General features: G+C 68.4%; 12 protein-coding genes. 7 read left to right on the top strand and 5 right to left on the bottom strand.

Going from position 1 to position 14,059, the window contains the following annotated elements; translation table 11 throughout:
- Positions 1-277 precede the first annotated feature (277 nt).
- The 3 genes from ACOHX0_RS10155 to recR all read left to right on the top strand — a co-directional run bounded on the left by ACOHX0_RS10155 (position 278) and on the right by recR (position 3,421).
- A complete protein-coding gene (locus ACOHX0_RS10155; RefSeq protein ID WP_420676564.1) occupies positions 278-2,116 on the top strand; it encodes a DNA polymerase III subunit gamma/tau in 1,839 nt (612 codons plus the stop codon).
- A gap of 151 nt (positions 2,117-2,267) precedes the next feature.
- On the top strand, positions 2,268-2,612 hold the full coding sequence (locus ACOHX0_RS10150) for a YbaB/EbfC family nucleoid-associated protein (RefSeq protein ID WP_420676563.1): 345 nt from the start codon (positions 2,268-2,270) through the stop codon (positions 2,610-2,612).
- Positions 2,613-2,821: 209 nt separating this feature from the next.
- Positions 2,822-3,421 carry a recombination mediator RecR gene (gene recR, locus ACOHX0_RS10145; protein ID WP_420676562.1) on the top strand — a complete coding sequence of 200 codons (600 nt, stop codon included), beginning with the start codon at positions 2,822-2,824 and terminating at the stop codon, positions 3,419-3,421.
- A 95-nt stretch (positions 3,422-3,516) separates the two neighbouring features.
- On the opposite strand, the gene ACOHX0_RS10140 is transcribed toward recR, so the two are convergent.
- Both ACOHX0_RS10140 and ACOHX0_RS10135 read right to left on the bottom strand, forming a co-directional pair.
- Positions 3,517-5,604 (bottom strand): ATP-binding protein, encoded by a 2,088-nt coding sequence (locus ACOHX0_RS10140; RefSeq protein WP_420676561.1) that lies wholly within the window; start codon positions 5,602-5,604, stop codon positions 3,517-3,519.
- A gap of 416 nt (positions 5,605-6,020) precedes the next feature.
- Positions 6,021-6,794 carry a DUF1013 domain-containing protein gene (locus ACOHX0_RS10135; protein ID WP_420676560.1) on the bottom strand — a complete coding sequence of 258 codons (774 nt, stop codon included), beginning with the start codon at positions 6,792-6,794 and terminating at the stop codon, positions 6,021-6,023.
- A 130-nt stretch (positions 6,795-6,924) separates the two neighbouring features.
- Between ACOHX0_RS10135 and ACOHX0_RS10130 the strand changes: the two genes are divergently transcribed.
- Together ACOHX0_RS10130 and ACOHX0_RS10125 are read left to right on the top strand one after the other, a co-directional pair.
- The gene (locus tag ACOHX0_RS10130; RefSeq protein ID WP_420676559.1) at positions 6,925-7,578 is read left to right on the top strand and encodes a ribonuclease T2 family protein; all 654 of its coding nucleotides are present in this window, start codon (positions 6,925-6,927) and stop codon (positions 7,576-7,578) included.
- Positions 7,579-7,783: 205 nt separating this feature from the next.
- Entirely contained in the window at positions 7,784-8,641 is an 858-nt protein-coding gene (locus ACOHX0_RS10125; protein ID WP_420676558.1) for a DUF2189 domain-containing protein, read from the top strand.
- A gap of 91 nt (positions 8,642-8,732) precedes the next feature.
- Here the strand turns inward: ACOHX0_RS10125 and ACOHX0_RS10120 are convergent, their stop codons facing one another.
- Together ACOHX0_RS10120 and ACOHX0_RS10115 are read right to left on the bottom strand one after the other, a co-directional pair.
- Positions 8,733-9,743 (bottom strand): NAD(P)H-quinone oxidoreductase, encoded by a 1,011-nt coding sequence (locus ACOHX0_RS10120; protein ID WP_420676557.1) that lies wholly within the window; start codon positions 9,741-9,743, stop codon positions 8,733-8,735.
- Positions 9,744-9,881: 138 nt separating this feature from the next.
- Complete coding sequence (locus tag ACOHX0_RS10115; RefSeq protein ID WP_420676556.1) at positions 9,882-10,583, bottom strand: COQ9 family protein; 702 nt, start codon at positions 10,581-10,583, stop codon at positions 9,882-9,884.
- A 117-nt stretch (positions 10,584-10,700) separates the two neighbouring features.
- Between ACOHX0_RS10115 and rpsU the strand changes: the two genes are divergently transcribed.
- Together rpsU and ACOHX0_RS10105 are read left to right on the top strand one after the other, a co-directional pair.
- Positions 10,701-10,907: a 30S ribosomal protein S21 gene (gene rpsU / locus ACOHX0_RS10110; protein ID WP_005614280.1), complete on the top strand. Its 207-nt coding sequence runs from the start codon at positions 10,701-10,703 to the stop codon at positions 10,905-10,907.
- Positions 10,908-11,744: 837 nt separating this feature from the next.
- A complete protein-coding gene (locus tag ACOHX0_RS10105) occupies positions 11,745-12,728 on the top strand; it encodes a CAP domain-containing protein (RefSeq protein ID WP_420676555.1) in 984 nt (327 codons plus the stop codon).
- A gap of 81 nt (positions 12,729-12,809) precedes the next feature.
- Here the strand turns inward: ACOHX0_RS10105 and ppk2 are convergent, their stop codons facing one another.
- A complete protein-coding gene (ppk2, locus tag ACOHX0_RS10100; RefSeq protein ID WP_420676554.1) occupies positions 12,810-13,727 on the bottom strand; it encodes a polyphosphate kinase 2 in 918 nt (305 codons plus the stop codon).
- Between the last annotated feature and the right edge of the window lie 332 nt (positions 13,728-14,059).

The raw sequence follows: 14,059 nt of genomic DNA, 5'->3' as shown, positions 1-14,059 counted from the left end.
CCCTGCCGCGCCGGGATTATCCCTGGACATGATGGCACTCTCCCGCTGCCGCCGCCCCTTCGCACCGTCCGCCCCGTGACCGGGACCCGACTTTGGCAGCCTAGCCGCGAAAGCGCCGCCCTCCCAAGCCTTTTGGCACAACTGGTTGGCACGGCGCGCCCCGCGGCTCCCTGCGGCCCCGGCCCCGCGCCCCTTCTGCGGTGGACGAAGCCGCCCCGCTTCCTTACCTTGCCCGCAACGCGGCGCTGCCGCCTCCCCGAATCCGGCACGAGAGACCATGAGCGACACACCCAGCGCCGCCCCCGGCGGCACCGGCGGCGAAACCGGCCAATCCCCCTATCAGGTTCTGGCCCGCAAATACCGCCCCGAGACCTTTGCCGACCTGGTCGGCCAGGACGCGATGGTGCGCACGCTGAAGAACGCCTTTGCCGCCGACCGCATCGCCCAGGCCTTCATCATGACCGGCATCCGCGGCACCGGGAAAACCACCACCGCGCGGATCATCGCCAAGGGCATGAACTGCATTGGCGAGGATGGCACCGGCGGCCCCACCACCGAGCCCTGCGGCAAATGCGAGCATTGCGTGGCGATCATGGAAGGCCGCCACGTCGATGTGATGGAGATGGACGCGGCCTCGCGCACCGGCGTGAACGACATCCGCGAGATCATCGATTCGGTGCAGTACCGGGCGGCCTCGGCGCGATACAAGATCTACATCATTGACGAGGTCCACATGCTGTCGACCTCCGCCTTCAACGCGCTGTTGAAGACGCTGGAAGAACCGCCGGCGCATGTGAAGTTCATCTTCGCCACCACCGAGATCCGCAAGGTGCCGGTCACCGTGCTGTCGCGCTGCCAGCGCTTCGATCTGCGCCGGATCGAGCCGGAGGTGATGATTGCCCTCCTGCGCCGGATTGCCGCTGCCGAGCGCGCTGAGATCGCCGATGACGCGCTGGCGCTGATCACCCGCGCCGCCGAAGGTTCGGCCCGCGATGCGACCTCGCTCTTGGATCAGGCGATCTCCCACGGTGCCGGGGAAACCACGGCCGAGCAGGTCCGCGCCATGCTCGGCCTTGCCGACCGCGGCCGGGTGCTGGACCTGATGGACATGATCCTGAAGGGCGACGCGGCGGGGGCGCTGACCGAGCTTTCCGGCCAATATGCCGAGGGCGCCGATCCGCTGGCGGTGCTGCGCGACCTCGCCGAGATCACCCATTGGGTCTCGGTCGTGAAAATCACCCCCGAAGCCGCAGAGGACCCCACCGTCAGCCCCGACGAGCGCGCCCGCGGCCAGACAATGGCCCAGAACCTGCCGATGCGGGTGCTCACCCGCATGTGGCAGATGCTCCTGAAGGCGCTGGAGGAAGTGGCCGCCGCGCCGAATTCCATTATGGCCGCGGAGATGGCAGTGATCCGGCTCACCCATGTCGCCGACCTGCCCTCCCCCGAGGAGCTGATCCGCAAGCTGCAGGACACGACCCCGCCGCCTCCGAATGGCGGTCCGGGCGGAAATGGCGGGATGCCCGTGCAGAGCATGGGCGCGCCTGCGGCGGGCGGGGGCGGCGGAGCCTCGGCCCCGCCGCAGGGCGCGCCCATGGGGGCCGCACCGGGCCAGACCAGAGCATCCGCAGGCGGCGCGGGCCAGGCGGCGGCGCTGGCGCCCCGCGCGAGTTCGGCCCTCGCGCGATACCCGTCATTTGAGCATGTGGTCGAGCTGATCCGCAGCAACCGCGACGTGAAGCTGCTGGTGGAGGTGGAAACCGGTGTGCGGCTGGTCTCCTACCAGCCGGGCCGGATCGAGTTCACCCCCGCCCTGCAGGCACCGCGCGACCTCGCGGCGCGTCTGGGCACCGCCCTGCAGAACTGGACCGGCAGCCGCTGGGTAGTGACCATCGCGCCCGACGGCGACGCGCCGACAATTGCCGAGGTGCGCGACGCGGAGGAAAACGCCCTGCGGCAGAAGGCCAGCGCGCACCCGCTGGTGCAGGCGGTGCTGGAAACCTTCCCGAAAGCGAAGATCAAGCAAATACGCACCGCCGAGGAGCTCGCGGCCGGCGCCGCGGCCGAAGCGCTGCCCGAGGTTGAAGACGAGTGGGACCCGTTCGAGGACGGCTGACCGCCCCGCCGCCGCCCCGCTCCGGCCCGGTAAATGTCCCGGCCCGCGCTCCAGGGGCGGTGGAAAACCCGCCCTGCCCCGGCCTCGCCCCTTGTCTGAGGCCGGTGGCGCCCGTATCTACGCTGCAAACCGGAATCCTAGGAGAAGACAGATGTTCAAAGGCCTCGGCGGTCTTGGCGACATGGCCAAGATGATGAAATCGGCGCAGGAGCTGCAGTCCAAGATGGCGGAAATGCAGGAAGAGCTGCACAACGTGATGGTCACCGGCGAAGCGGGCACCGGGCTGGTGAAGGCCACCGCCTCGGCCAAGGGCGACCTGAAGGCGCTGGACATCGACCCGTCGATCTTCAACGGCGACGACAAGGAAGTGGTCGAGGACCTGATCCTCGCCGCGATCAAGGACGCCCAGGCCAAGGCAGCCGAAAAAGCGCAGGAAGAGATGACCAAGCTGACCGAAAGCATGGGCCTGCCCAAGGACATCAAGCTGCCGTTCTGAGCCCTCCTTGCTTCACACGCGACGGATGAGGCGGCCGCGGGCCGCCTTTTCTCTGTCCGGCCCCGGCCGCAGCCCTGCGCACGGCTGCCGTGCCGCCGCGCATTGCCCGCCCGCAAGCCGCAAACAAACCCCGCACATTTTATTGCCGCGGCCTTGCGCTCCCCTGCACGGGCCCGCCTATATGAGACGGCAAGGAAAGGTCCCGAGCGATGAACGACAATCCCACCGGCGAGATCGAGACCCTGATTGCCCTGATGGCCAAACTGCCGGGGCTGGGGCCGCGCTCGGCACGCCGGGCGGTGCTGCATCTGATCCGCAAGCGCGCGCTTCTGCTGACGCCGCTGGCCGACGTGATGGGAGAGGTTGCCGCCAGCGCCCGCGAGTGCCTCAACTGCGGCAACGTGGGTACCGATGACATCTGCCCGATCTGCCAGGACGAAGCGCGCGCCAATGGCGAATTATGCGTGGTGGAGGATGTCGCCGACCTCTGGGCGATGGAGCGCGCGGGCGTGTTCAAGGGCCGCTACCATGTGCTTGGCGGCACTTTGTCCGCACTGGATGCCGTCGGCCCGGAGGAGCTGCGCATCCCCCGGCTGGTGGACCGGGTTGGTGCTGAGGCGGTGCGCGAAGTGATCCTGGCGCTCAATGCCACGATCGAGGGCCAGACCACGGCGCATTACATCGCCGACCAGCTGCAGGGCCAGGTCCGGCTCACCTCGCTGGCGCAGGGAGTGCCGATCGGCGGCGAGCTGGATTATCTCGACGACGGCACTATCTCGGCCGCGCTGAGGGCGCGCAAGGAAATCTAGCGGCGCGGCAGGCGGCGCAAAATTCCGGCACGGAATTTTGGCCGGAAAACGCGCGTTTTCCGGCGCCCTCGGGCTGCAGCGGCGCGCGCGCCCGGTCAGCGCAGCACTGCACGGTAGAGCTGTTCCTTGCAGAAAGGCTTGTCCAGCACCTCGACGCCGGAAAGTTCGGGATAGCCCGCCGCGGCGGCGCTGACCGCAAAGCCGCTCATCATCACGCAAGCCAGGCCCGGCTGCAACGCCCGCAAGGACGCAAGCGTGGCCCAGCCGCAGTGGCCCGCCAAGTTCATGCCGATCACCGCGCCGCTGAGCGGCGCGCCGCGGCGCAACACCTCAAGCGCCGCTTCCCGGCTGTCCGCCAGCTCCACCGTGCAGCCCTTGAGGCGCAATAGCCCGGCCACGGCGCGGCAGACGGTGTCCTCGTCATCCACCACCAGAATGCGCCGCGGCGCCGCGGCGGCCGGATTGCGCGCTGAGGCAGCCACAGCGCCGCGGGCAGCGTTTTCAGCCAGCGGGAAGTAGAGCCGGAAGCAGCTGCCCTGCCCCAAGGCGCTCTCCACCGCCACCGCGCCGCCGTGGCGACGCAGGATGCCCATCGCGGCGGCCAGCCCCAGACCGCGGCGGCCAGGGCGGGTGGAAAAGAAGGGGTCGAATATCCGCCCCAGGGTCTCGCTGGCCATGCCAGTGCCGCTGTCCCGCAGCTCGAGCGCGGTGCAGGGGCCGGAAGGCAAAAGATTGCCGTTCAGCATGGCGGCCCGTTCGGATGCGCAGGGGCTGGCGCGGGCGGTGGCCAGCTGGATGCCGCGGGCCGCGGGTCCGTTCGGGTCCGGCAGCCGCGCCTCGGCGGCGTTTTGCAAGAGGTTCAGCACCAGCTGGCGCAGCTGCGCCGCATCGCCCCGCAGCGGCAGCGGCGCTGCGCTCAAGTCCAGCTGCAGCGGCACCGGCGCGGCACAGCCAGCATCCAGCATCCCGGCGGCGGCCTGCACCTCGGTGTTCAGGTCGCAGAGCGCCTGCCCGTGCGCCGGGGGCCGGGGGCCGCCGGCATAGTCCAGGAGGGGGCGCAGCAGTGCGGCCGAGGCGCGCACCCCCTGCTCCAGCAGCAGCACCTGCGCCGCGGCCGGATGGCGGCTGCCATCCAGGCCGAAATGCGCCAGCGCCAATTCGGCCTGGCCCTGCATGGCGGCGAGCGCATAGTTGAAATCATGGGCAATGCCGCCCGCCAGCCGGGCGAGACTTGCGCTCTTCTCTGCCTGCTGGCGCGCCTGCCGCCGCAGACGCCGCAGCGCCCGGGCGCGCAGGCGGCGCAGCTCGCGCTGAATCTGGCTGGTAAAGGCCTCGCCCAGCGCGGCGCCCAGAGGCGGGAGCGGCGTCCCATCCAAAAGCACGAAGCATCCCATCAGAGTGCCGCGCCGGTTGCGCAGCGCCTGGCATCGGGAATACGCAATGGGAGCTGAGCCGCCGCCCTCCAGGCCGCCGGCGGCCGGGGGCAGCAGGCCGCGCAGAGGCGCGGCTGGCGGCCCTGGCGGGCCATCGGCCAGTTCCCGGGGCACCACGGCGCCTTCCGCGGCCGGTTGCCGGGCACCATCGAGGCAGAAGGCGAGAACCTGCAGCTCGCCGGGCTCTTCCGGCGCTTCAGCCGCGATCACCGCGGCGCGGGCGCCGGAGGCGGCCTGCAGCTGCGCCGCCAGCCAGCGCAACGCCGCCTGCGGCCCGGCTCCGCTGGGGCCGCGGGCCAGATCCGCCAGCACGCATCCGCGCCGCCGCTCCGCAAGCCCCGCGGCCAGCCGCACCGCATATGGCCCCATGGCTGCAAGTGCGCGCGCAGCGAGCGCCGCTCCCGTGTCGCGGCGCCAGGCGGCGTGCAACACCCCGGCAACGCCGCCCTCCGGCAAAAGAAGCGGCAGGCCCGCGTAGCTCTGGATGTCTTCGGCCAGCAGCATCCTGTCCTGCGGAAAGCGTTGCTGCACCTCGCCGGGCAGCACCAGCGGCCGGGCGAGGTGCATCACTTCGCGGCAAGGGGTGAAGCGGTTCTCGTAGTCGAAGTCCTGCAGCGGCAGCCCGTCGAAGCAGCCTGCAACCACCCGCATCCAGCCCGGGCGGCTGCATTCCGCCACCGCCACCAGATCGGCGCGCAGCAGCCGGGCCAGCCGCGCCACCAGTACTTGGGAAAACTGCGGATCCGGCATCCCTGCAAGGCTGCCGCGATCCGTTCCGCAGCGGGAATCCGCTGCAGGCGCCAAAACGCATACCATGGTGACACTCCTGCCATACCCCCCGCTGGCCTTGCCCCCGCCGCCAGCTGGCCACTCACAAACACAGATGCGCCACCGCCGCGCGGCCCGCCGCCTCCGGACAGGCTGCTGCCGGAGGACGCCGCCGGTTGCAGCCGCCCGGAACACGGCAGCCAAAACCGGAGCACAGCGCCCAAGGCGCAGGCGGAGGCCGTGGAAACTGGCTCCGCCCCGGCAGGCTAACATAAAAAGCCGCAGGCCCTGAGCTCAGGATCTGCGGCTTTTTAAGTGACTTTAAAGCGTGTGATGCCGTCCCGCGCCCGCGCCGGACCCGTCAGTCAGAGGCCTGGGAGCAAGGGAGGCCTGAGGGGTCAGCGCTGGCTGCTGTCCTCGTCCTCTTCCTCGTCGTCCTCGTCGCTGCCGCCGGAGGGCAGGTTGAAGAAGCTGTCCGCATCGAGCGGCGTCTCTTCCTTCTTTTCCTCGCTGCGCCCGCCGCCCAGGGTGAAGCTTTCCAGACCCTCGATGGCGGAGGGGATCTTGGGCTCGGCTTCCATCTCCAGCGACTGCTCGGTGGAAACCAGCTTGCGGCGCTCGTCGTCGCTCATCACGCCGCCTTCGGCTGCTTTCTTGGCGGCCGCCTTCTGCACCGCGGCGTCAAGCTCGGTCTGCTTGCACAGACCCAGCGCCACCGGGTCGATCGGCTGCATATTGGCGATATTCCAATGGGTGCGCTCGCGGATCGACTGAATCGTCGGCTTGGTGGTGCCGACCAGCTTGGCGATCTGGCCGTCGCTGAGTTCGGGGTGGAACTTGACCAGCCAAAGGATCGAGTTCGGCCGGTCCTGGCGCTTGCTGAGCGGGGTGTACCGCGGGCCGCGGCGCTTTTCCTCGCCGGCGGCTGCCGGGTTGAACTTCAGCTTCAGCCGGTGCACCGGGCTGGCCTCGGCCTTGTTGATCTCGTCCTGGGTCAGCTGGTTGTTGGCAACCGGGTCGAAGCCTTTCACACCCACGGCCACCTCGCCGTCGGCGATGCCCTGGATCTCCAGCTCGTGCATGCCCACGAAATCGGCGATCTGCTTGAAGCTGATCGTGGTATTGTCCACCAGCCACACGGCGGTCGCCTTGGCCATCAACGGTTTTGCCATGCGCTCATCTCCTTAAAACACATCTTCCCCGCCGCCTGGATTAGGCTGCCCCGGCTTTCGGGGTCTGGTTTCCGTTGTCGGGGAACTTCCCGCCTATATAGTCAGCTTGGACGCATAAGGAAAGAGGCCAATGCGCAAGTTGTTTCTGGCGCTCGCGGCGGCGCTGGCGGGATATGCCGCGACGGCAAGCGGACCGGCGGCCGAGGGGGAGCGGGCCGGAGCGTTCGCCTATTACGTGCTGGCGCTGAGCTGGTCGCCGAACTGGTGCGCGCGCGAGGGCGATGCGCGCGGGGCAGAGCAATGCGAGGCGCGCCGCGATTTCGGCTGGACCCTGCACGGGCTCTGGCCGCAGCACGCCCGCGGCTGGCCCAGCTACTGCGCCAGCAACGCCCGGCCGCCCAGCCGGCCGATGACGGCGGCGATGGCGGACATCATGGGCAGCGGCGGGCTGGCCTGGCACCAATGGAAGAAGCACGGCACCTGCTCGGGGCTGGAAGCAGCGCAGTATTTTGCCCTTGCCCGCACGGCATACGAAAAGATCCGCCGCCCGGAGGTGTTCCGCCGCCTAGAGCAGCCGGTAACCCTGCCCGCCGCGGTGGTGGAGGAGGCCTTTCTGGAAGCTAACCCGGCACTCAGGGCCGACGGCCTCACCATCACCTGCCGCGGCGGCGCCATCCAGGAGGCGCGGGTCTGCCTGTCGAAGACGCTTGAGCCGGTGACCTGCGGAGTGGATGTGAGCCGGGATTGCAGGCTGAGAGATGCCCGGATGGAGCCGCTGCGCTGAGCCTTCCCTTGGCGCCCCGGCCCAAGTCACTTTCCCGAAGGGCTCCCGCCGGAGGCCTGCGCCGAAAGGCGCTTTGCCGCCGCGCGCGGCTTTAAATGGTCCGTGAAGCACACATTGCCCGGTTTTGTGCTATTATAACGCCATGTGCCGCACCCGGCCTCGCCAGAACGGCACTTCGGTGATGTTAGTGAGGAGGATGTTGAGCATGGCAAAGACAATCGGTAACCCGCTCAGCTGGCTGCTGCAGAGCGCGGGGATCACCCGGGAGCATCTGGGGCAGACGGTCGACCAGATGGGCAGCAGCAAGGTCAGCGAGATGCCAGTGGCGCGCAAGCTGGATATGGAAGATATCCTGCATGCGCTGGCCGCCGGGCTGGAGGATTTCGCCGCCTGCCGCAGCGATGCAATCTTCCTGGTGCTGTTCTATCCGCTCATTGGCATTGCGCTGGTGGTGATGAGCCTGTCGATGAACCTCTTGCCGCTGATCGTGCCCATGATCATGGGCTTCGCCATCCTGGGGCCGGTGGCGGCGGTCGGGCTTTACGAGATGTCGTCGCGCCGCGAGGCCGGTTTCGAGCCGCGCTGGCTGGATGCGCTGGCGGTGCTGCGCTCGCCCGCCTTCGGCGCCATCCTGGTGCTGGGGTTCTACTTGGCCGGGCTGTTCATTGCCTGGCTGGTGGCGGCGGACATGATCTACAGCCGCACCCTGGGGCCGGAACCGCCGGCCTCTATCATGGGCTTCGTAAGCGACGTGGTGACCACCCGCGAGGGCTGGATCATGGCGATCACCGGCGGGGCGGTGGGGGCGGTTTTTGCCTTTGCCGCGCTGGCGATGAGCCTGGTCTCCTTCCCGCTGCTGCTGGACCGCCATGTCGGCCTGCCGGTGGCGGTGGCGACCTCGCTGAAGGTGATCCGCAAGAGCCCGCTGGTCTGCCTGACCTGGGGCGTGCTAGTGGGCACGGCGCTGGTGGTGGGGGCGATCCCCTTCCTGGCCGGGCTGATCATCGTGGTGCCGGTGCTGGGGCATGCGACCTGGCATCTGTACCGGCGCGCGGTGCAGTAGCCGCCCTGGCTGCGGACCCAACGCACATCGGGCCGGCATTTCTGCCGGCCCTTTTCTGTATCTGCCGCATCGGGGGCGTCTTACGGCAGGGTCAAACGCCCGCTGCGCCGTGCGCCTCGCCACCCACCTCGAGAACGATCTTGCCGATATGGCCGGAGCTCTCCATCCGAGCGTGGGCCGCCGCGGCCTCCTCCAGCGGGAAGCTGCTGTCCATCACCGGCGCCACCTTGCCCGCCTCGAGCAGCGGCCAGACCTTCTCGCGCAGGTCCTCGGCGATGCGCGCCTTGGCGAGATCGCTTTGCGGGCGCAGGGTGGAACCGGTCACCGTCAGGCGGCGGGCCATGATCTGGGCGAAGTTCAGCTCGGCCTTGGGGCCGGAGAGGAAGGCGATATGCACCATCCGCCCGTCATCGGCCAGCGCCCGGATGTTGCGCGGGATGTAGCCGCCGCCCACCATGTCGAGAATCAGGTCGGCGCCGCCCTCGGCCTTCAGAACCTCGACGAAATCCTCCTCGCGGTAGTTGATCGCGCGCTCGGCGCCCAGTTTCAGGCAGGCGGCGCATTTCTCCGCCGAACCGGCGGTGGTGAAGACCCGCGCGCCAAAGGCGCTGGCCAGCTGGATTGCGGTGGTGCCAATACCCGACGAGCCGCCATGCACCAGAAAGCGCTCCCCCGCCCTAAGACCGCCGCGGGTGAAAACGTTGGACCAGACGGTGAAGAAGGTCTCCGGCAGGCAGGCGGCCTGTTTCAGGCTGAGGCCCTCGGGCACCGGCAGGCAATGCGCCGCCGGGGTCACTGCGTAGCCGGCATAGCCCCCGCCCGGCAAGAGCGCGCAGACGCGGTCGCCCGCGGCAAGCCCGGCAACGCCCGCACCCACCGCCGCGATCTCGCCCGCGGCCTCCAGCCCCGGCAGGTCGCTCGCGCCCTTGGGCGGGTCATAGGCGCCCGCGCGCTGCAGCGCGTCGGGGCGGTTGACGCCGGCATAGGCGATCTTGATCAGCACCTCTCCGTGGCCGGGCTCCGGCCGCGGGCGGCTGGTCATCTGCAGCACCTCGGGCCCGCCGGCCCGGGTGATTTCAACGGCGCGCATCGTCTCGGTCATGGGGTGCTCCTCCTGCTTCTAGATCTGCCTAGCATCCGGCCCGGCGCCCGCAAACAGAAAAGGCGCCGCAGCCTGGCGCCTTTGCGGAGCATCCCCGCCGTGAGTGAAACCGCAGGCAGCCGCCGGGTGCCGGCGCCGCTATTGCCGCGGCCGCATCGAGCCGGGGAGATCGTCGCGGTCCTTGGGCGGTCTGACCTGGCCCGCGAGCCAGTTCGGCCCGGCCAAGAGCGGCTTCAACAGCGGGTTGTTCTGCAAGCCCGCCTTGAGCTTTTCGAACTCCATCACGTTTGCGATCCGCCGGTCGAGGAAATCCCAGGTCGCCTGGTGCTCCAGGCTGTCGTCGCCCAGCCAATAGAGCACGGTGGCCGTATAGACTCCGGCGAGCGAGGCGCGCTTGGTGTACCAGTTGAGATCGTCGGAATTGTCGCCCAGCGCGTCCCAGATGGCATCGCAGGTGCCCCAGATGGCGCGCACCCCGTCGCCTGCATATTGCGGCAGCGAGAACAGCGTGCTGCCGCGGCGCACCGCCTCCTTGTCGTCCACCGCCTCGATCCGGAAGCGCACTGCGGCGGCCACCTTGTCGCGGAAGCGCATGCCGGTCAGGTCGGCTGCCGCCAGCCGCTCCAGCATCCGGGCATCGCCGCGGGCGTGATAAGCCAGCGCCAGGTCCACGGCGCCGCGCGGGCAGACCGCGCGGGCCAGCGCCTCGGGCACGCCGGCATCCTGCTCGGCGGCGCGGAAGGTGGTCTCGGTCCAGCCATCGAAGGGCACATGCATCAGCGCCGCGTCCAGCAGCCGGTCCTTCACGTGTTCCTGCTCGACCTCGTGTTCCAGGCTCATGGATACCTCCTGCGGTTGCGGTTCATCCCCTACTAGACAAAATAGAGGCGCTTTGCTATACGGCCACTTCCTGCAATTTCCTTGCAACTCAAAACTTAGAAAGGTGGTGACAACCACATGCAGGTTAGTGTTCGCGACAACAATGTCGATCAGGCGCTCCGTGCCCTGAAGAAGAAGCTGCAGCGCGAAGGCGTGTTCCGTGAAATGAAGCTCAAGCAACATTTCGAGAAACCGTCCGAGAAAAAAGCGCGCGAGAAAGCTGAAGCGATTCGCCGTGCCCGTAAACTGGCACGCAAGAAAGCCCAGCGCGAAGGTCTGCTCTAAGCAGGCAGAACGCCCGGTGCCCCGGCGGGGCGCCATGGCGGTATGCCCGCGGACCCGGCTCTCCAGCTTTGGACAGCACTAGGCCGGCGCTTGCGCCAGCCGCTATAAGTTCAGACAACCCCCGCGGCCCTGCCCGGGGGTTCGTCGTTTTCCGGGCCTTGCGCCTGTCTCTGGCGGGTGCGGCAGAGGCAGGAGGGAAAATCGCAAAAACTTTATCCACACACCTATAAGATGTATTCACAGACAGAATTCTGGTGTAACGTGAATTCAGCGGGGCGAGTTTGATGCGTTTCCCTAACCACTGCCCCGCCCGCCGGACGTGGAACACCCGGCACAATAAAACCCGGAGCTGGCAGCGTCCCCCCCACTGACACAGGCGCCTGTCTTGATCCCTGCAAGCAAGACTTTCCCGGCTCCGGGTTCTTCCCTTGCCGAAGCGGGGCCGCAGCCTCCGCCCCCCGGAGCTGCGGCGCCACCCCCTTCCGCGGCCGAATCTCAAGCCGCTGGAGTTTCCAGCCATTATCCCGCTCAGCAAATATCCGCGCGGAGGCCGCGCCCCGGTGCAGTCCGCCATGCCGCATGGGTATCTGCCGCCGCCCTCTTCTTGAGATGGCGGCGCGCGCAGGGCGCAGCTGTTCCAGCGGGCGGGCCGCGGCCACGCCGTCCCGTCCCGCCGGCCCGGCTGCGCGCGGGATTCCGCGTACCTGCGCGGGGCATTCGGGCAGAGCCTTGCCGCAAACCGCCGCCTCTGCTGCTGCGGCCTGTCCCGGCCGCCGGATTGCGGTAGCCCCTGCCCTGCCGCCGCATTGACGGCATCTTCACGGAGCAGACCCCCCTATGTCTCAGGCAGACGCACTCGAGCGCCAGATGCTCGACCTCATCAACAACGAGCGGACCTCGCGCGGGCTGGACCCGCTGCAGCTGGAGCTGCGGCTCAACGATTCGGCCGAAAATCACAGCGAATGGATGCTGCAGCAGGACGTTTTCTCCCATACCGGCATCGGCGGTTCCAGCGCGGGCGATCGGATGGCCGATGCGGACTTCCAGTTTTCCGGCAGCTACAGCTGGGCGGAAAACATCGCGTGGCAGAGCGAGCGCGGCACCAGCGGGCTGGCCGATGATGTCGCCAACCTGCACGATTCGCTGATGAACAGCCCGGGCCACCGCGCCAATATCCTCAGCCCCGCCGTCGAGGTGATCGGCATTGGCGTCGAACGCGGCAGCTTCAACGGCTGGGACGCGGTAATGGTCACCCAGAACTTCGCCCGCACCGGCGCCCCGGTGCAGCTGGACACCGGCACCCCCGCGGGCGGCGGCACCGCCGCGGGCCATCCGACCGCCGGCGATGACGTGCTGGAGCTCGACACCGCGGGCACCCTGCGCGGCTTCGCCGGCGACGACCGGCTGACCGGCAGCAGCGGCGCGGACGGCCTCAGCGGCAACCGCGGCCGTGACGTGCTGCTCGGACGCGGCGGGGATGATGACCTGCAGGGCGGCGGCCACCGGGACACCCTGCGCGGCGGCCGCGGCAACGATACGCTGGACGGCGGCAACGGCAACGACATGCTGACCGGCGGCAGCGGCGCCGACCACTTTGTGTTCAGTGGCGGCAACGACACGGTAACCGATTTCGACCCCGGCAAGACTGGCGAGCAGATCGACCTCGGTGCCGCGGACGGTATCGGCGGCTTTGCCGACCTGATGGCCAACCACAGCCGCCAGACCAGCGCCGGGCTGGAGATCTCGGACGCGGACGGCGACAGCCTGCTGCTCACGGGCGTCACCGGAGCGGACCTGCAGGCAAACGACTTCCTGTTCTGAAGCAGTCTGCACTGGACCGGCAAAACCGAAAGGGCGCGCCCGCTGCGGCGCGCCTTTCACACCTCAAACCAGGCCCGGGCTTCAGTAGATCTTGGGCACGTAGAGCTCATCCGGCAGCACCTGGCGCTCGTAGTCGGGATTGTACTCCCGGTCGGGCAGCGAGACCTTCTCGCCCGGCACCTCCTCATAGGGGATCTTGGTCAGCAGGTGCTCGATGCAGTTTAGCCGCTCGCGCTTCTTGTCGTTGCCCTCGACGATGTACCAGGGCGCCTCGGGGATGTTGGTGCGGCGGAACATGGCCTCCTTGGCCTTGGTGTACTGCTCCCAGCGGATCCGGCTTTCCAGGTCCATCGCGCTCAGCTTCCACTGTTTCATCGGATCGTGGATGCGCATCATGAACCGCAGCTGCTGCTCCTCGTCGGAGATTGAAAACCAGTACTTCAGCAGGATTATCCCTGAGCGCACCAGCATCCGCTCGAATTCGGGAACGTCCTGGAAAAACTGTTCGACCTGATCCTCGCTGGCAAAGCCCATCACCCGCTCGACACCGGCACGGTTGTACCAGGAGCGGTCGAAGAGCACGATCTCGCCGCCTGCGGGCAGGTGCGGCACGTAGCGCTGGAAGTACCATTGGCTCTGCTCGCGGCGGTTGGGCGCGGGCAGCGCCACCACGCGGGCCACCCGCGGGTCGAGCCGCTGGGTAATGCGCTTGATCACCCCGCCCTTACCCGCGGCATCGCGGCCTTCAAACAGGATGCAGACCTTGGCGCCGGTGTGCTGCACCCAGTCCTGCACCTTGATCAGTTCGGCCTGCAGCCGCAGGAGATTGCGGAAATAGACCTCGCGGTCGAGCATTTCCGGGTGCTGGGCGCGGTAGATCTTGCGGATCTCCTGACTCAGCATCGGCTCGGCGAACTCGATCTCGATGTCCTCGTCCAGCGTGTCCTGCAGCTCCGCTTCCAGCCAGTCCAAGGATGCGGTTTCGGTTTCGCGGGTCACGGGGGAGGCTCCTTGTTGTAAGTCGTTTTGCGGGCGTGAGGCGTTTCCGCGGCGGCGGTGTTTCCAAATCACGCGAAACCGCCTTGTGACCGCGGCTTGTAAAAATCTTGTGCCAGCCTGTGCCGCGTTGACGCAGAACCCAGCTGCGCCCGCGCGGCGCAGTTCCGCTTCCCGCGACTGCCCTGAAGCGGCGGGCTGACCCTAGGCAAGCGGAAATCCGGGCCAGGTTCAAGCGCAAAAGGCCGCTGCGGGGGGAAACCGCCGCCGCTGGGTCCGGGCGCCCGAGGCGGGGCCGGGTTCAAGCGCAACAGCCGAAGCGGCGCCAGAATGGG

The sequence above is a fragment of the Cribrihabitans pelagius genome (assembly GCF_048820915.1).
Lineage (GTDB): Bacteria > Pseudomonadota > Alphaproteobacteria > Rhodobacterales > Rhodobacteraceae > Cribrihabitans_A > Cribrihabitans_A pelagius.
The sequence above is the reverse complement of the archived record's forward strand: the minus strand, read 5'-3'. Positions and strand labels throughout refer to the sequence as shown.

What these genes read in the sequence shown, in the direction of transcription:
- ACOHX0_RS10150 (WP_420676563.1), top strand. Translation starts at nt 2,268, where the DNA reads ATGTTCAAAGGCCTCGGCGGTCTTGGCGACATGGCCAAGATGATGAAA.
- rpsU (WP_005614280.1), top strand. Translation starts at nt 10,701, where the DNA reads ATGCAGGTTAGTGTTCGCGACAACAATGTCGATCAGGCGCTCCGTGCC.
- ACOHX0_RS10120 (WP_420676557.1), bottom strand. Translation starts at nt 9,743, where the DNA reads ATGACCGAGACGATGCGCGCCGTTGAAATCACCCGGGCCGGCGGGCCC.
- ACOHX0_RS10135 (WP_420676560.1), bottom strand. Translation starts at nt 6,794, where the DNA reads ATGGCAAAACCGTTGATGGCCAAGGCGACCGCCGTGTGGCTGGTGGAC.
- ACOHX0_RS10125 (WP_420676558.1), top strand. Translation starts at nt 7,784, where the DNA reads ATGGCAAAGACAATCGGTAACCCGCTCAGCTGGCTGCTGCAGAGCGCG.
- ACOHX0_RS10105 (WP_420676555.1), top strand. Translation starts at nt 11,745, where the DNA reads ATGTCTCAGGCAGACGCACTCGAGCGCCAGATGCTCGACCTCATCAAC.
- ACOHX0_RS10140 (WP_420676561.1), bottom strand. Translation starts at nt 5,604, where the DNA reads ATGCCGGATCCGCAGTTTTCCCAAGTACTGGTGGCGCGGCTGGCCCGG.
- recR (WP_420676562.1), top strand. Translation starts at nt 2,822, where the DNA reads ATGAACGACAATCCCACCGGCGAGATCGAGACCCTGATTGCCCTGATG.
- ACOHX0_RS10115 (WP_420676556.1), bottom strand. Translation starts at nt 10,583, where the DNA reads ATGAGCCTGGAACACGAGGTCGAGCAGGAACACGTGAAGGACCGGCTG.
- ACOHX0_RS10155 (WP_420676564.1), top strand. Translation starts at nt 278, where the DNA reads ATGAGCGACACACCCAGCGCCGCCCCCGGCGGCACCGGCGGCGAAACC.
- ACOHX0_RS10130 (WP_420676559.1), top strand. Translation starts at nt 6,925, where the DNA reads ATGCGCAAGTTGTTTCTGGCGCTCGCGGCGGCGCTGGCGGGATATGCC.